20 protein-coding genes are annotated in these 17069 nt (G+C 48.6%); 16 read left to right on the top strand and 4 right to left on the bottom strand.

The annotated features are described in order from the left end of the window. Window positions 1-92 precede the first annotated feature (92 nt). The 4 genes from JRJ22_RS24885 to JRJ22_RS24870 form a co-directional block, all read right to left on the bottom strand. Window positions 93-2621, bottom strand: a complete 2529-nt coding sequence (locus JRJ22_RS24885; protein WP_206101988.1) for an ABC transporter permease — start codon at window positions 2619-2621, stop codon at window positions 93-95. Then, window positions 2618-3319 (bottom strand): ABC transporter ATP-binding protein, encoded by a 702-nt coding sequence (locus JRJ22_RS24880; protein WP_206101987.1) that lies wholly within the window; start codon window positions 3317-3319, stop codon window positions 2618-2620. The genes JRJ22_RS24885 and JRJ22_RS24880 overlap by 4 nt, the downstream gene beginning before the upstream one ends. 89 nt (window positions 3320-3408) lie before the next feature. Then, window positions 3409-4407, bottom strand: a complete 999-nt coding sequence (locus JRJ22_RS24875) for a sensor histidine kinase (RefSeq protein ID WP_232380947.1) — start codon at window positions 4405-4407, stop codon at window positions 3409-3411. A gap of 32 nt (window positions 4408-4439) precedes the next feature. Next, complete coding sequence (locus tag JRJ22_RS24870; protein ID WP_206101985.1) at window positions 4440-5126, bottom strand: response regulator transcription factor; 687 nt, start codon at window positions 5124-5126, stop codon at window positions 4440-4442. 258 nt (window positions 5127-5384) lie between these two features. Here JRJ22_RS24870 and JRJ22_RS24865 point away from each other — a divergent pair, with 258 nt between their 5' ends. The 16 genes from JRJ22_RS24865 (at window position 5385) to JRJ22_RS24790 (ending at window position 17060) form a co-directional block, all read left to right on the top strand. Next, window positions 5385-5687, top strand: a complete 303-nt coding sequence (locus JRJ22_RS24865) for a LiaF transmembrane domain-containing protein (RefSeq protein WP_206101984.1) — start codon at window positions 5385-5387, stop codon at window positions 5685-5687. Between the two features lie 47 nt (window positions 5688-5734). Further along, on the top strand, window positions 5735-6412 hold the full coding sequence (locus JRJ22_RS24860) for a PspA/IM30 family protein (protein WP_206101983.1): 678 nt from the start codon (window positions 5735-5737) through the stop codon (window positions 6410-6412). A 4-nt stretch (window positions 6413-6416) separates the two neighbouring features. Continuing rightward, window positions 6417-6893, top strand: coding sequence for a PspC domain-containing protein (locus tag JRJ22_RS24855; protein ID WP_206101982.1), 477 nt, complete (start codon window positions 6417-6419; stop codon window positions 6891-6893). Between the two features lie 3 nt (window positions 6894-6896). Beyond that, window positions 6897-7604 (top strand): PspA/IM30 family protein, encoded by a 708-nt coding sequence (locus JRJ22_RS24850; protein WP_206101981.1) that lies wholly within the window; start codon window positions 6897-6899, stop codon window positions 7602-7604. 239 nt (window positions 7605-7843) lie between these two features. Next, window positions 7844-8491 (top strand): cell wall-active antibiotics response protein LiaF, encoded by a 648-nt coding sequence (gene liaF / locus JRJ22_RS24845; RefSeq protein WP_206101980.1) that lies wholly within the window; start codon window positions 7844-7846, stop codon window positions 8489-8491. Between the two features lie 59 nt (window positions 8492-8550). Then, a complete protein-coding gene (locus JRJ22_RS24840) occupies window positions 8551-9564 on the top strand; it encodes a sensor histidine kinase (protein WP_206105294.1) in 1014 nt (337 codons plus the stop codon). Window positions 9565-9579: 15 nt separating this feature from the next. Continuing rightward, window positions 9580-10230: a response regulator gene (locus JRJ22_RS24835; protein ID WP_206101979.1), complete on the top strand. Its 651-nt coding sequence runs from the start codon at window positions 9580-9582 to the stop codon at window positions 10228-10230. A 271-nt stretch (window positions 10231-10501) separates the two neighbouring features. Continuing rightward, the gene (locus tag JRJ22_RS24830; protein ID WP_206101978.1) at window positions 10502-10771 is read left to right on the top strand and encodes an acyl carrier protein; all 270 of its coding nucleotides are present in this window, start codon (window positions 10502-10504) and stop codon (window positions 10769-10771) included. Window positions 10772-10827: 56 nt separating this feature from the next. Then, entirely contained in the window at window positions 10828-11115 is a 288-nt protein-coding gene (locus JRJ22_RS24825) for a BMC domain-containing protein (RefSeq protein ID WP_206101977.1), read from the top strand. 317 nt (window positions 11116-11432) lie between these two features. Then, entirely contained in the window at window positions 11433-11882 is a 450-nt protein-coding gene (locus JRJ22_RS24820; protein ID WP_206101976.1) for a GNAT family N-acetyltransferase, read from the top strand. Then, window positions 11879-12706 carry a 2-amino-3,7-dideoxy-D-threo-hept-6-ulosonate synthase gene (locus JRJ22_RS24815; protein WP_206101975.1) on the top strand — a complete coding sequence of 276 codons (828 nt, stop codon included), beginning with the start codon at window positions 11879-11881 and terminating at the stop codon, window positions 12704-12706. The genes JRJ22_RS24820 and JRJ22_RS24815 overlap by 4 nt, the downstream gene beginning before the upstream one ends. Beyond that, the gene (locus tag JRJ22_RS24810; protein ID WP_206101974.1) at window positions 12678-13814 is read left to right on the top strand and encodes a 3-dehydroquinate synthase II domain-containing protein; all 1137 of its coding nucleotides are present in this window, start codon (window positions 12678-12680) and stop codon (window positions 13812-13814) included. Before JRJ22_RS24815 ends, JRJ22_RS24810 begins: the two co-directional genes overlap by 29 nt. Window positions 13815-13837: 23 nt before the next feature. Then, window positions 13838-15358 (top strand): AMP-binding protein, encoded by a 1521-nt coding sequence (locus tag JRJ22_RS24805; protein ID WP_206101973.1) that lies wholly within the window; start codon window positions 13838-13840, stop codon window positions 15356-15358. Next, window positions 15355-16467: an acyl-CoA dehydrogenase family protein gene (locus JRJ22_RS24800; protein WP_206101972.1), complete on the top strand. Its 1113-nt coding sequence runs from the start codon at window positions 15355-15357 to the stop codon at window positions 16465-16467. The genes JRJ22_RS24805 and JRJ22_RS24800 overlap by 4 nt, the downstream gene beginning before the upstream one ends. A 14-nt stretch (window positions 16468-16481) precedes the next feature. After that, a complete protein-coding gene (locus tag JRJ22_RS24795) occupies window positions 16482-16760 on the top strand; it encodes a EutN/CcmL family microcompartment protein (RefSeq protein ID WP_206101971.1) in 279 nt (92 codons plus the stop codon). Window positions 16761-16772: 12 nt separating this feature from the next. After that, window positions 16773-17060 carry a BMC domain-containing protein gene (locus tag JRJ22_RS24790; protein ID WP_076112590.1) on the top strand — a complete coding sequence of 96 codons (288 nt, stop codon included), beginning with the start codon at window positions 16773-16775 and terminating at the stop codon, window positions 17058-17060. Window positions 17061-17069: the final 9 nt, after the last annotated feature.

Here is a 17069-nt window from a genome sequence, read left to right as displayed (position 1 = left end):
TTCAGCCTCATTATAAGTCTGTTCACCCCGCAAGCGTATGGAGAAAAGCAGAATCAATATGGAGAAATGTCGTTTATTTGGCAGGAATGAAGTTATTCCGTTTGCCGCAGCCGTTCAACAATGCTGGCCTTGCTCAGCATCCGGTAGGAGCTTAGTGTTACTGTATAAGCAATAGCAGCAAGAACCGGAACGACCAGGATAAACGGCAGCCAGCTCATGCGGAAGACGGTAAAGGCCATACTGTCCGCGATGCTTTTCGAGATGCTATAGGTCAGAATGACGCCCAGGGTGGAGGTAATGGCTGTGGTGAGAAGCACATTGTACAGCCCCTCATAGATCAGCATTTTTTTCAGCTGCCGCTTGGTCATCCCGATGCTCTCCAGCAGGGTGAACTCATTCCGCCGTGTAATGACCCCTGTAACAACCGTATTGATGTAATTAAGAACCCCGATCAGGGCGATGACGAAGCTGAGGCCGTAACCGACAATCTGAAAAATACGGATAAACCCGCTGAGCTCCTGCGTGTAATCCTCCCTTGATTTGTATACCAGCTCATCGCTGGAAGCGGCAAGAGACTTGGCGGTCTGCGAAGCACTGTCCAGCTTGGCCGGATCAATATGCAGCGTTGCCGACAGCGCCATCGGCGGAGCACTTCCCTCAGGCAGCCCTCTGGTCAATTCAGAGGAAGGGAAAAATGCATTATAGCCATACGCCGGGAAAGCTTGCGTGGTAGCAGCATACAGGGCGTCGTAGTTCAATACGGCCATCACCTCATAGCTTTTGCCGAACTGCTTATACTCAATATGGTCACCCGGATGGTAGTAGGAGACGTTATGGTCGTCCGGCATGATGACTTGAGTCACCAGCACATAGTTCCCGGAGGCGAATTTTTGCGGATCAAAATGGCCCTCCATGACATCTTTCTGCACCAGGCTATACCAGCCGTCATCAATGCCATACAGTTTAAGGACAATAAAATCATTTTTCAGAACGCCTGTTAGAGCCGGGTTAGACTTATAGGTTTCTGTCAGCGGCTCCAGTATAGTCCGTATGGTGTCATCCATATTGTAAAGCTCGCTGGTATAATAGACCTTCTCCACGCTCTTGACTCCATCGATCCCCGCTAACTTTCTGCTGAACGCTTCCGACAGCTTATAAGGATCACCAGGCTGCTCGCCGGCTGCCTGTACGACTGCATTGTTGCGGATCACCACGTCCCCGGATATATACGAACTAAGGTATTTATTCACATCCAGCGATGAGATGACGGTAAAAATAATGCTGAACAGAATCATGCTTAAGGAGAGCGAGGTCAGCATGAGACTGAGCTTCTTTTTATTGCGGAAAAGGTTAGTAAAGGCCATACTGTAAAGCTTACCTCCGCGTTTCGAACGTTTCTTCCTCCGGCGCTTGGCGTTAACGCCTGTGAACCTGACCGCTTCTACGGGGGCAATCCGCGCAGCCATCCGTCCCGGCTTGCTGGCAGCGATCCATACCGTTACATAGGCGAAAATAGCAGCGCCGATAAAAATCCACGGGCTGGCCGAATAGGCAGCTTCCATTGGTTCGCTTGAGAACGTGTTGAGCAGCGGAGTTAACAGCCGTCCGATTCCGTAACCGGCAGCGAGGCCGAAGGGCAAACCGAGCAGGTACAGCAGCTGGGACTGGACGGTAATGATCCGCTTCAGCTGTTTCGGCGTTGTTCCAATCGCTTTGAGCAGACCGTAAAATTTTACATCACGCACGACGGATATGTAAAAGATGTTATAAATCAGCAAATACCCGCTGAGCATAATAATGAGGATGACAGCCAAATAGGGGACGAAGTCGATGAGGTTGTCAGAGAAGGAGGAGGCTGTATAGCCCCAGTTGATCCCGATTGGCACCTCCACACCTGTATCCGCGAGCACTTTGTCCAGTTTCTTTTCGATATCAAATGAATTCCTGAACATTACGCTCAGCTCTAAGGTATTTACATAGGAACCGCTGGCTGCGGACTTTACCGGATCGATTCCGGACACATTCTCTTGCACCCAGGCTTCCGAGACAAAGGCCAGTCCTGCGAGCGCCAGATGTTTATCCGCCTCATAATAGCCCGACACGATAAAATCCTGCTGAATCACACGCTCCCCCATATCAATGTCCAGTTGAACCTGCTGCCCCAGCGCATGGCGGATACCGAGTTTATCCATAACCCATGTGTTCAGCACAACCTCGTTCTCAGCGGCGGGCAGGCGGCCTTCTATAAAGGAAATAAAACCATGTCTGGCATAGGCCTCATCAATCCGTTTAACCTCCACCGGGCTGTCCCGGAAGACCTCATTCCGCAAGTTTCCTGCATTTAGGGAAACGCTGTATTCCTGAATCGAGGGATGATTCTTTAACGTTTCTATCTGTTCCGGAGTCACATGTTTGAAACTGCCGTGAAAATCAGTGCCGACGGTCTTCATCCGGGTCAATTCTACAGATTTATTGAGGCTCAGAGTCATGGTGAAGATCGACGTAATGAGCAGGGTCGTCAGTACCACAGCACAGATCACAGCCAGATTGCGCAGCGGATTCGCCCGCAGGATTTTAAAGGAGAGGCGGGTAATAATCTTGCGGTTGTTCGTGGTGATCATAATAGGTGGGCTCCGTTTGTGGCTGGGTTACCGGACACAATCCGCCCGTCTTCAATTCGGATAATACGGTCGGCGGTCTGGGCGATAGCCTCGTTGTGGGTAATCATAACAATGGTCTGATTAAATTTCTCGCTCATCTGCTTCAGCAGAATCATGACCTCCTGGCTGGTTTTGCTGTCGAGATTGCCGGTAGGCTCGTCCGCCAGAATGATTGAAGGTTTGGCAGCCAGCGCTCTGGCAATAGCGACACGCTGCTGCTGGCCGCCGGACAGGTTCGCAGGCAGATTGTGGATTTTTTCCTGCAGCCCCAGGGCCCTGATTACCTCATCCAGATACTCCTGATCGATTCTGCCGCCGTCAAGCTCTATGGGAAGCAGGATATTCTCGAGCACATTCAGGACCGGTACCAGATTGTAGCTCTGAAAAACGAATCCGACCGACCGGCGTCTGAATATCGTCAGCTTCTCATCACTCATGGCAAAAATATCATTTCCGCCCACGATAACTTTGCCTGAAGTAGCCCGGTCCAGACCGCCAAGCATATGCAGCAGGGTGCTTTTTCCGCTGCCGCTGGTGCCTACAATCGCCAGGAATTCCCCTTGCTCAACGGATAGTGAGATATCGTCCAGCGCCTTTACCGTGGTCTGCGGATCTTTTCCATAATATTTCTTCAGATGCTCAATGCTTAAAATAGGCATTGCATTCCCCTCCATCATCCTTGATTGCTCCTTAAGATAGCAGACAAATCTAACCCAGCAGTGTCTGAAATCTGACAGAACTGACACAATTAGAGCTGAGGGAGGAAAATGGAGAGCTTGGTTCCCTGGCCGGGCTCAGATGCCGCCGTAATAAAACCTCCCTGGATGCTGATGATCTTCCGCGCCAGATACAGTCCGATTCCGATACCTTCAACTTCCCTTACGCTGTGTCCCCGGTAAAAACGTTTGAAAATATGCTCAAGCTCATCCTTCCCAATCCCTATGCCTGTATCGGAAATATCAATCCGCGTAAACATTTCATTACTCTCGGCTACAATCCGGATGCTGCCGCCAGGATTCGTATATTTCACAGCATTCTCCAGCAGGTTGAACAGCGCTTCACTGGTCCACTTATGATCATGACGGGCCGCCGTAACTGGATCGCATTCAAGTTGAATGCCAATCCCTTTATTTTCCGCGCGTGTATAGATGTGTGATAAGGCGCTGGTAAGCGTCGCAAGGACGGGTTTAACCTCACTGTGCAGGGTGATCATGCCCGTTTCCAGCCGGGATAATTTGATTAGCGAGGTAATCAGCCATTCCAGCTTGTCCGCTTGGGCCTCGATCTGATCCAGCAGTAGCCGGGTATCCCCGCCCAGGTCCGGTGTTTCGGCAAGCAGCTGGCTGTAAAGCAGGATATTGGAGAGGGGTGTTTTGGTCTGATGGGAGATATCCGAGATCAGTTCTTTGATGGTATTCTTTTCAGTCTCCAGATGCTGCTTATTCGCTTTGGTGATCTCAATGTAGCGTAATAATTTATGCTCCAGGGAAGAGAGGCTGGTCTCGTCAAAATGGGTCAGTTGCTCCCGTCCGTGAATCGCCCGGTCCACCATTCCATCCAAAGCATTCATAAAGCCGGCAGCCTGCCGCCGCAGCATCCACGTCCATAGAGCACCTACAATTAGTATAGAAATCACGAAGAGGGCGGTAAGGTTAAGGAAGACAGGATTTTCTCCGTTCAGATAGGTGGCTGTTCCAGCGTAACCCGATACCAGCAGCAGAAAGATCGTTAAGAATATTAAACTCACGCGTATGGAGTAGCGTGCATCCTTGCCGCTTTTCATGGGTTTGGCCTTTCCGCCCACATATATCCCAGGCCATAGACTGTTTTTATGTATTTTGGCGCAGCAGGCTCATCCTCAATCTTGGTCCGCAGCCGTTTGACTGCTACCGTCAATGCATTTTCATCCACAAACTCCGCGTCCTGCGACCAGATTTTATCGATTAACTGCTCTCTATTTAAAATGATGCCGGGGTTTGAGACCAGGATGCTCAGCAGCTTAAGCTCAGTTTTGCTCAGGGTCAATGGCTCCTTGTGCTTATAGAATTCCAGTTTTCCAAAGTCTAGGCTCAAGGGGCCGATGATTACTTTGTCCTCCGGATGCTTGGCGGCTCTTTTGAGAACAGCCATTACCCGGGCCCGCAGAATCATCAGGCTGAACGGTTTGGTGATATAATCGTCTCCCCCCAGGGCAAACCCCGTGACAATATCCGCCTCCATGTCGTTGGCAGTCAGGAAAATAACCGGTACCTGTGAGGTTCTCCGGATCGTCTCACAGAAATCCAAACCGTTTCCGTCAGGGAGATTAATATCCAGCAGAATCAGATCTACCGGGGTCGAGGCGAATATTTGCTTAGCCATAGCCAGCGTATAAGCTTGTTCAATATTCAGGCCGTTCTGGGCAAGCGACAGGGAGATTCCTTTGTTCAGGCTCCGGTCATCCTCGACAATCAATAGTGTCTTCAATGAAACTGCTCCTTTGCTCTGCCACATCTAATCAGCAGCTATATTAAGGAATACCTGCAACAATTATACACAGTTTGGAGCTTTAAAGTCGCTGATTGGCGACAAAGGGGCTTGTTTCATCCCTCAGCGGCCTGCAGTCCTAACTCTGCCCCGTCTAAGGTCCAGTTCATAAAACCGTCCACGGTCTGTTTTGAAAGTCTGCGGATTACCCTAGAATAAGGCTATAAGGTTAAGGTCAACGAAAGGCGGTGAGAAAAAATGCAAAATAGAAAAGGTAACGGACTTGCGGTTGTCCTGATTGTGATTGGCGCGATTATGCTGATGGGAGTGCTGCCCCACCTGATTCACGGAATCTTCGGAATCCTGTTTCCGGTCCTGCTGGTGGCTCTCGGGTACTACGGAATTAAAAGCGGACGCAAGATTATCGGCTGGGTAGTGCTGTTCATCGGTGTCATGGCTTTGATCTCGAAGCTGTCCTGGATTATTGGACCGCTGCTCGGGGTTGCACTGGTTGTCTGGGGCATCTCGGTACTGAAAGGCAGAAGAGGCAGAACATACTAAGCTTTAGAGAATTACTTAATTAAGAAGCAGGGAGGGTGCAGGAAATCATGAGTGTTTTTCGCCGCATGAGGGATATTACGGTAGCTAATCTAAATGAACGTTTGGAACAAAGCCAGGACCCCGTGAAGCTGATCGATCAATTCTTACATTCAACCCGTGAGGAGATCGCTGAAGCGGAAAGGTTGTACCAGCAGTACGCTTCCCATACGAAGCAATTGCAGCAGCAGGTGAATCAGGCTACGGCCATGAGAAATAAACGTGAAGAGCAAGCGCTGCTGGCACTAAAAGCCGGAGAGGATAATCTGGCGAAGATGGCTTTGCAGGAGAAGATTATTCACGAGGAAAAGCTGGAGCAGTACAGCGGGCTGCTGGAACAGAGCCAAGGATCGCTGTATGAGCTGGAAAGTCAGCTGAATGAGCTGAAGGTCGAATATCAGACGGTGTATAACAAACGCCAGTATTATGCGGCACGGATGGAGTCACTTAGGCTTCAGCAGCGCATGAACCAGAGAGCAACTGCCTACGGCAACGGCAGTGACGTTCCCAAAATGTTCGGCCGGCTTGAAGACCGCATGAATGATTGGGAGCTGGAAGCGAAGAGTCTCCGCGACCTGCGCCGCATGGGACAGGAGTACGCGGTGCAGGCCGGTGAAACGGTGGCAACGGTGCTGGAAAGAGAAATGGCCCGGCTGAAGGAGAAGCTTAACAATGGCGGAAAGGAGTAGTTCTATGACCCGATTGTATCGTTCAACCCGTGACAAGGTGATGACAGGGCTGGCTGGAGGATTGTCCGAGACTCTCGGTATTGATTCTACCCTGTTCCGGATTCTGCTGCTGGTCAGCATTCCGTTTACCGGAGGCACGACAATTCTGGTATATCTCATCGCAGCATTGATTATTCCGAAGGAGCCTACACAGTACAATCCGTTCGGACCTGGACCGGGAGCACCCGGCGGCCCATACGGCGGACCGTTCACTGGCGGCCCCGGATATGGACGCGGACCGCAAGGCCCGCAAGGTCAGGGCGGATATGGCGGACACGGCGGACAGCCCGGTTATACCCCAGGGTATGATAAAGCCAATGCTTACTCGGCTCAAGACTCCGGTCTGGATGCCATGATGAAGGATATTGAGAAGAAGGCACTGCAAAAAGAAGTAGAAGAACTGAAACAAAAACTTGCTAAATACGAGAAGGGAGAAGTGTAAATCATGGGAGTATTTCAACGGATTAAGGATATGACAAAGGCGTCGGTAAACGACTTGCTGGATAAAGTAGAGGACCCAATCGTAATGCTGAACCAATATCTGCGCGATATGGAGGCTGAAATTCACGAAGCTGAGGTAACAGTTGCCAAGCAAATGGCTAACGAGCGCCGCATGAAACAGCGTGTTGAGGAAGCAGCCAAAATGTCCGGACAGCGTGCAGCCCAGGCTGAACTTGCGCTGAAGAACGGACAGGAGGAAGTTACCCGCAAGCTGCTGGAAGAAAAGATCTACTTCGACCAGAAGCAAGTGGAATACGGCGATCTTCACGCTCAGGCAGAAGTGCAGGCTAAAGAACTGGTGCAGCAGCTGCATGACATGAAGGATGAGTTCTACAAGCTGCGCAACAAACGTAATGAACTGGTATCCCGCGCCCAAATGGCCAAGGCCAAAAAGCAAATGTCACAGATCAGCAGCGTTCATTCTATTGAGAGCGGCAGCGCATCCCTCGGCTTCCACCGCATGGAAGAAAAAATCATGCAGCTCGAAGCAGAAGCAGATGTTATGCGCGCCCCTTACAGCCCGTCGGCTGGTGTGTACACCAAACCGGTTGACGCCGAAAAACAGCTGAAAGTGGAAGAACAGCTTGCAGCACTGAAGAGCAAATTGAACCCGCCGGCTGGAGCACCATCTTTAGACAAAAAAGAAGACTAATGCCTGTTCCTAAAAACTAGGCAGATATGATATGCTGAACAAGGTAAAGCCATACGGTATGGATCTCCATACCGGTATGGCTTTTATAGCGGGATGCGGTAAACAGATTTTATACTATAGCAACAATTAAATTAGGCTAATGAAGCTGATTCTCCGCGGAACAGGTGGAGATTCCCTTTTTATATAAGATTTATGCTTACGAAGTAGTTTTGCTCCGCAAAACTTTTAGGAGGTGCGAAATGGATAAACGGAACCGTTTGATTGCCATCGGACTTATTGGTGTGGGCTGCTTGATGATTTTTGGCAAATGGATCGGATTTTTCTCCGTTGTCGCGCTTCTGTTCCTGCTGCTGGGGATCTACCGGACGACGTCGGGCAAGGTCAAGCAGGGCTATAAGCTGCTCGGAATCGGTGCAGTGCTGCTGCTGCTGGATCATTTGCTGCTGGTGCTGGGCATCTGCCTGATCTCGCTCGGGATGTTTTTTGTGAAATCCAAACGGCTGCAGCGCGGAAAAGGGTTCATGCAGAAGCAGAGCTTCTCTTCCCGGTTTGATTGGGACCTGTCACCTTGGGTAATGCGCAGTTTGAGCGCGTGGCATGTGCTTGGGGAGGCTGATGTTGATCTTTCGCTGGCGATGGCCGAGGATAAGGAGACAGTAATGCTGTTTCAGGGTGTATTCGGTGACATGGACCTTCATCTGTCCGAGGATTATGGTGTGGAGATTGAAGCGTTTGTGCTGTTCGGGTCGATTGAATTCGGCAGCCACCGCGACACGGGGATGATGAACAGGCTGAACTGGAGATCGGCCAACTATGATACCAGTGAGCATAAGGTAAAGTTCAATATCTCCTATCTGATGGGCGATCTGGATGTGCGGATATCCTGACAGCATGACATTTGAGTAGAGAGGGAGGACTCCTTAGCGTGGATAAAAAGAACAGTAATATGGTGACGCGCAGCATGGGCGAGGGAGCTTTATTCTCCTTTGTCATGCTGCTGGTTATCCTGTACATTATGTATACATATGGTTATTTGCAGCCTTTTGAGAATTGGGAAATCGGGATCAGGACAGCCGTGACGCTGACTCTGCTGCCGGTGGCCTTTGGCCTTGGTTTCGGCTTCTATCAGAGCTTCCGTATCAAGCACCGGCTGGAGCTGCTGCGGGGGACACTGGTGGCGTGGGAAAAAGGCAATCTTACCCCGGCGATGCCGGAGCTCGGCAGTGATGAGCTGGGCAGACTCGGTGAGCAGCTCGGCCGGATCAGCGGCAAGTGGGAGAATCAGGTCAATACGCTACAGCGCCTGTCAACCAATAACGCCAAGCTGGCCGAGCAGGCGCGGGTAACGGCGATTATGGAGGAGCGGCAGCGGCTTGCGCGGGAGCTGCATGATGCCGTGTCCCAGCAGCTGTTCGCCATTTCCATGACGGCGACGGCTGTAGGCAGAACGCTGGAGAAGGATTTTGATAAGGCACAGCGGCAAATTGCGCTGATTGAAGAGATGTCTGCAGTAGCCCAGTCGGAGATGCGGGCGCTGCTGCTGCACCTGCGGCCGGTGTACCTGGAGGGCAAAGGGCTCGAGCAGGGGCTGCAGGAGCTGATCAAAGAGCTGAGGATCAAGGTTCCGATGGAGATTATTTTCGAGATGGACCCGGATGTGCATTTGCTGAAAGGCATTGAGAACCATCTGTTCCGCATCGTACAGGAAGCAATCTCGAACACTTTACGCCACGCCAAGGCAGAGAAAATGGAGATTCGGCTGCACCGCCGGGGCGATACCGTCCGGCTGACGCTGCGCGATGACGGCATCGGGTTCGAGATGGATGAGAGCAAGCAGACCTCCTACGGACTCTCGAATATGCAGGAGCGGATTACGGAAACCGGAGGCTCGATCCAATTTATTACGGCGCCAGGTAAAGGCATGCGTATTGAAATTACCGTACCGTTAGTCAATGAATAGGAGGCAGGGGTAGCCATGGAAACGGAAGAAATTAAAGTTTTGCTGGTAGATGATCATGAGATGGTGCGGATCGGACTTGCCGCAGTGCTTGGTACCGAAGACGGAATTGAAGTGGTCGGCGAAGCCGGAAGCGGCGAAGAAGGCATCCGTCTGGCACAGGAGTATAATCCGGATGTCGTGCTGATGGACCTTGTCATGGAAGGCATGGACGGCATTGAGACGACCAAACGGCTGCTCAAGCTGTATCCGGATTGCAAAGTCATTGTGCTGACCAGTTATCTGGATGATGAGAAAATGTACCCCGTTATTGAAGCCGGAGCATTCAGCTATCTGCTCAAAACCTCGCGGGCCAGTGAAGTAGCGGATGCCATCCGCGCTGCGGCCCGGGGCCAGTCGGTGCTGGAGTCCCAGGTGGCTTCCAAAATGATGAACCGCTTCCGCGACAATGCCAAAGGCGAGGTTCCGGCCTACAAGGAGCTTACCGAACGTGAGATGGAAGTACTGAAGCTGCTGGCCCAGGGCAAATCCAACCAGGACATTGCCGATCAGCTGATTATCGGAATTAAGACTGTAAAATTCCACGTCACGAACATCCTCGCCAAGCTGGGTGTGGAAGACCGGACCCAGGCAGCCATTTATGCTTATAAGAACGGGCTGGCGGAATAACCTTAACAAAACAAAGGCTGGTGGGCTAGGAAACGGATTGTAGAGCATACGAATACGCGGCTGTCTTTATATTTTTTATGTAGAACGCAGGTATGCGTTCTTTTTTTTGCTATATAAGATGAACTTGGATTTGATAAAAAATATATTGAAGGAAAGATATTGTTATGGTAAAATTTATATATAATAACATATTTTACAACGTTAAATTATCAAATCTATGTTGTTTAAGTTTTAATCAATTGGATTCAACTATTTCACGAAAGGAGAACCTATGGATAGAGTCCAAATCTTGGATGTTATTCGTGATATCGTAGCTTACGAGCTGAAATTGGTCGCCCACCCTCAGGAGATTCAAGAGGAGTCGGATCTATTGTCCGACTATAGCATCGATTCGATCAAGATTATCCAATTAATTGTGGAGATCGAAACAGCCTTCGATTTTGAAATCGATACCGCTATGCTGTCTACGGAGACAATCACACGAATTTCAGAACTGATTACCTACGTCGGGCGCCAGTTGTTGCATGCAGACGGGGACTGACTGGCAGAGGGGAGCGAAGAAGAACTCCAAATAAATTATTGGAGAGAAGGGGCAATATGAATCGGGCTCTGGCAACGGTAAAGGTAAGAGGTTTGGCAGATGTAATTCGTGTGTTCGATTTAATTGTTAAGAATACATATGTCGAACTGGTCAAGGTACTTCATGAAACGATGGGAGGATCGCTTGTCATCATTTTTAGAGGCAGTCTGGGACAAGTCAGGGAAGCAGAGGCTCTTGTAATGGAGATGTGTATTCTAAGAAATATTGATTATGAGTTGAATGTCATTCCTAATTTTGATTTTGATATTGTTGCTCTCGACAACAAAGGAATTGAAATGAATTGAGCGAAGGTTTTTTTGGTTTCAAATTCAAACGTTTGCACTGCTTTTAGATTTTCCAACCTCACAAAAATCACCATGAATTATCGATACCCTGGCTCGGAATTGATAGTGTTTTTTATTTTTATTGCAAAATTCAAACGTTTGCATTAAATGTGTACCCGGAATGCGTTTTTAGCGCCACGTATTGTCAAGAATAGTGACGGGCAATTCTTCGGCGAAAAAGTCAGATGACATACAAGAGTGTCTTTTGACTTTAGTGCGACGACGCGTCATAGCGTCAATTCTGAGATTCGTTAACCTTTGATTGAGGAGGCTATGAGTTGATAGAAGAAGCAAGAATGGAGGATCTCCCGGAAATTTTGAATCTGCAGAAACTGGCATTCCAGAGAGAAGCGGAAGAAATCTACGGCATGGATATTGAGCCGCTCAAACAATCGCTGGAGGAAATTCAGGGAGAGTTTAAGCGATCCACGATACTGAAATTCTCGGAGCAAGGCAGGATTATCGGCTCGGTCCGGGCATTCCTGGATGTAGATAACGTCTGCCATGTAGGGAAATTGATCGTGCATCCTTTGGAACAAAATAAAGGTATCGGTACGCAATTGATGAATAGGGTACACGAAATTTTTAGGGAAAGCAGCAGCTTTCTGATCTTTACAGGTGAGCGAAGCAAAGATGTCAAACGCCTCTACGGCAAGCTGGGCTATTGGGATGAGTCATTGAAGAACGTGGGTAGCTTTCAGCTGTGCTATATGAGGAGGATCAAATGAAAGATTTGAGAATGCGAAAATTATTTCATCCTTCCACCGGCAAAATTCTGATAACTCCTCTTGATCATGGCATTACACTGGGACCCATCGACGGAATTGTGAATATTCGGGATACAGTAGCGAAGCTGTGCCATTCCAAGGTAAATGCGGTTGTATTGCATAAAGGAAACATACACGTATGCAAGGATATTTTCAAAGAAAACAGGGATATGGCTGTTATTATGCATCTGAGTGCTTCCATCGGATTCAGTCCCAACCAATTGAGGAAAGTGCTGATAGCTTCTGTAGAGGAAGCATCAAAGACCGGTGTAGATGCCGTTTCAATACATATCAACATCGGCAACGACTTTGATTATCAGATGATCAAGGATTTCGGCAAAATATCGGAAGAGTGCAACCAGTGGGGGATACCCCTTATAGCCATGATGTATCCGCGGGGGGATATGGTTGACGAGTACAATGTGCAAAACGCTTTGGTGAGTGCGCGGGTCGCCATGGAAATTGGTGCCGACGTTGTTAAGGTGAACTATACGGATAAGTATTCCTTTGAAAAAATTGTAAATGCAGTGGATATTCCAGTCGTCATTGCCGGTGGTGAAAATCACCATGACAAAAAAAGACTGCTGCAGACGATAAGAGATGCCATTGATGTTGGAGCAAGCGGCGTAGCGATTGGAAGGAATGTGTTTCAGGACAATCATATGCAGGGGATTATTGAAAGCATTGATTTAGTGGTTAACCATGGGGCAGACCCTGAGGATTTGATACAAACAATTTATAGGGGGAGTGTGGCGAATGGAGAAAGAGAGAGAGATTTGGTTTGAGGCAACTGCTGATACTAAGGTGGACACAATTGATAAGGTGTGTCAGCTTAACTACTCCACCATCTATATTGATTACCGGCATTTTTCTCTATTAGGGAAAATCCAATTGCCACAGCGGATGGAATTAGCGGTACTGGTATCCGAGATGGCCGATGTCGAGAATTTGGTAAAAGAGCCTTTGTTTAAGAAAGTTAAGTATATTGTTGCGAACAACTTGAAGCTGCTTCAACAAACCAAGGTGAAACTAAATGGACAAAACATAAAAATCGCTCTAACCATCAATGTGAAGGATCGCGAAACGTTAGATCAAACTGTCGAATTGGTCAATTCTGTGGATTTGGTCATCATTGAGTTCAAAGATCCTACCAACATTCCGTTGGAATTGATACTGGCAACGACACAGCTTACATCCTGTCAAGTATTTAAAAAGGTACGAACGGCAGAAGATGGAGAAGTTAGCTTGATGACGATGGAGGTTGGCAGTGATGGAATTGTACTTTCTACCAATCAGGTTCAAGATATCATCAGGTTCAGCGAAACTGTAAGCCGTTCCAAAATAAAAAAATTCGAGCTGCGGGAAGGCGTAGTTAAAAAAATCAGACATACGGGCATGGGAAGCCGGGTCTGCATCGATACGACTTCAGAATTATATCAGGATGAAGGAATGCTTCTAGGCTCCACCTCAAGTGGAGGAATCCTGACTTGTAGTGAAACTCATTTTCTGCCGTACATGAATTTAAGGCAATTTCGGGTAAACGCTGGTGGGTTGCACCTGTATGCCTGGGTACCGGGGGACAGGGCAGTATATTTATCCGATATCAAAGCAGGAGATGAGGTGTACATCGTCAATTCAAAGGGTGAAGCAAGAGTGGTTACTGTAGGCCGCTTAAAGATTGAATCCCGGCCTTTGCTGTATATTGAATGCGAAGTGGACGGAACGATCCTGAATACGTTTATCCAGGATGATTGGCATGTCCGCATGATGGGAGGCAAGGGGGAAATTCGCCCGTCAAGCGAGATCAAAATCGGAGATAAGCTGCTGGTGCATCTGGATGTTCCGGGAAGACATGTAGGCTTGAAAATTCTCGAAACAATCAGAGAAGTATAATTGAATATTGGAGTGATTGCCTAATGAGACTGCGACAACTACTTCACCGGCGGCAATTGGCCCCTGACCGCCCTGCTTTTATTCACCGGGATAGAACTTGTGCAGATACAGAATTCCTGCAAATGGTAACTAACGCTGTTTATTTATTCCGGTCTATAGGGCTTGAACGGGGAGACCGTTTGATCATCGCTTCCGCCAAGTCCATTTCCGTAATCGCGGTTATTTTCGCCTGCCTGGAAGAAGGGATTGTGTTTGTACCCATTGATTATTCCAGTCCCAAAGAACGAATACACTATATACTTGGCAATTCCGGCGCGATGGCGATTTTTTTGGATCAAGTTGTTATGGACCGGGTGGGGGGAGCCACTTTTACCAGTGTGAAGGACCTCACTGTTATTCGGGATATTCCGATGGAACCGATTGTTCACGAGATCAGCAACGCTGTTTCGATTAACGCGGCTCCCGAGGGGGAAGATCTGGCTTACTTGATCTATACTTCGGGTTCCACAGGTATACCTAAGGGAGTGGCCGTGCAGCGGGCGGCATTGGCCAGTTTTTTAGAAGCCGCTGCTGCTAAAGCCGGTTATTCGTCAGATACCCGGTTTCTTAATTTCTTTCCCTTACACTTTGACCCGGTGCTGATGGAGCTTCTTGTTCCGTGGGTTGTCGGGGGGACCACCGTAGTTTTCGACAGGTTCGTCTTTATTGATTCCCTGATAGAAGTGCTGCAGAAGCATCGTATTACAGATTTCTCCTGCACTCCTAATATTATCTCTATGCTGGTAAGCCGTTTCTCCAATTATCCGCGTTACTCCTGGGATTTCCTGCGTTCGATCTGGTTCGGCGGAGAATCTGCCAATGCCAGTGATCTGCAGAAATTCCATGGAATATCACCGCATGTAAAACTGTTGAACGGCTACGGACCGACGGAAACGGTCGTTGCCTGCTGCGTCCATGAATTGGAGAGGGGGGATTATGAAAAGGGAGTTATTCCGATTGGCAGACCGCTTCCAGGCGTTGAGTTTCTACTTATAACAACCGGAGAAGTTATTATTGGTGATGGTGAGGGGGTTGGTGAACTATATGTTGGAGGTGCACAGCTGATGAAAGGATACTGGGGCCATTTTAATGATCCTTCGGCCAATAAATTTGTCATGCTGCGCGACCAAATCTATTACAAGACAGACGATCAAGTATATCAGGAGAACGGTGTATACTACTTTGCCGGACGCAGCGGCAATATGATCAAAATGAGGGGATACCGAATCTATCCGCAGGAAGTCGAGAATACGATCAGGCAAATAGAAATGGTAGGGGCTTGTTATGTTTTTATGGATGAGAGAGGGGACTATCTGGTCGCCGCTGTCGAGGTGGATCAGCCGGATATTAAGTTTGAGGCGGTCCTGCTGGAAATCAAAGAATTTGTTTCAACCAGGCTTCCTGCCTATATGATCCCGGGATACTATGCCATTGAACGTAAGTTGCCCCGGTTAAGCAACGGAAAGCTGGATCTGAACAAAATTAGGGGGCTGGTTGCACATTGATTCAACAAGCAGTTGAAATGAAGACGACGATAGATTATCTTTCTGCCGGACTGAGCACATGGATGAAGCTTGGTTATCTTCCGCGGGAGGCGTGGAAAGAAATGGGCGATCAGGAATGGATCGGATTGTCCAGCCGTGCAGAATCAGGGTTGGAGTCATACTATTCACTGTGCCAGGAACTGGCAGTCCACAAAAGTGTGGGCCTTATCGGCACCTATTCGGTTAATGAAATTGCCCTTCGCCTGTTGCGGAGGTTCAGAAATCCGGCTGCGGAGAAGGCGGCAGAGGAAATCAGAACGGGCAATAAAAATATTGCTCTATGTATTTCCGAGGAAAATGCCGGTTCGGATATCAACAAGCTGACAACGCAGGCGATTGCTGCAGATAATGAAGGCTACATGATTACCGGCAAAAAGATGTACATTACAAACGCCCCAATAGCCGATTATTTTCTGGTGGCTGCCAGAACGAATGAAGCCGGTGAAGCCTGGAAATCCATCAGCCTGTTCCTGGTTGAAAGACATCAGAAGGGGATTGATGTATCGGAAGAGACGGATAAGGCCGGTGCCAGACTGATGCCATTCGGAGAGGTGCATTTTGCAGACTGCCCGGTGGCTGCTGATTGTTTGCTGGGCAGGAAGAACCGCGGGTTTGAATACTTGGCGGGCGCATTGGATTTTGAGCGGACACTCATCTCGATTATGGCGCTGAGCATGAGTGAAATGATCTTTACAGAATTGACGGAGCACTTGAACCGGCGGGAAATATTCGGTAAACGTCTCATTGAATTTCAGCGGAACAAGTTCCTTATCTCTGATTTTTACTCGAAGATCAGCGTGCTGAAACAATTCGTACTTAACTTAATTAATGATTTGAAGCAAAATCAGGCCGACAAAAACCATGTTTTTGTTGCCAAGATTCAGTCAACCGAGCTGTTGAGGGAGTTGGCTGACGCTGCCCTGCAATTGTATGGCGCCAAAGGATATGTATCTGATCACTGGATCGCCAATCTGTACAATGATATTCGTTGGTTAAGCATTGGCGGAGGGGCGAATGAAATGCTTAAAGACATGCTGGGGAACAAGGTTGTCCGAAACCCAAAAATATAAAAGGAACTCAAGCGATGATACTAGGTAGAGTTGTGGGGAACGTGGTGTCTACGATGAAAAAGAAGGAGCTCGACAAGTACAAGCTGTTTCTGATTGAGTCTCTGCACCCGAAATTAGGGAAGAACCGCGAAGTATTCGTTGCCCTTGATCTGGTCGGGGCCGGTATCGGCGACTGTGTGCTAGTTGTGAAGGGCAGTCAGGCGCAGCATGTCTTTCAGGAAAAGACACCGGCAGACGCCGCCATTGTTGGAATTGTGGATACAGTCAATACGATAGACCCAAAAATATTCTAGGAGGATTACAGTATGAATGCTATTGGATTGTTGGAAACCAAAGGATTGACGGCGGCGATCAATGCCGCAGATGCCGCAGTAAAGGCAGCTTCGGTAAATATTATCAAAGTGGAGAAGATCGGCTCCGCCTTTGTGACGGTCATTCTCAGAGGTGACGTAGCGGCGGTCAAAGCAGCGATTGATGCCGGCGCCGAAGCAGCGGTTAAATGTGGCGAGTTGATCAGTGCCCATGTGATTCCTAGACCGCATGAAGAAGTCGAGAAGAGATTCAACATTCAACATGTTAAGGAAGAGTCGTAATTACACAAT

This window comes from Paenibacillus tianjinensis (assembly GCF_017086365.1).
Taxonomy (GTDB): domain Bacteria; phylum Bacillota; class Bacilli; order Paenibacillales; family Paenibacillaceae; genus Paenibacillus_AQ; species Paenibacillus_AQ tianjinensis.
This window is presented reverse-complemented; position numbering and strand designations above follow the sequence as displayed.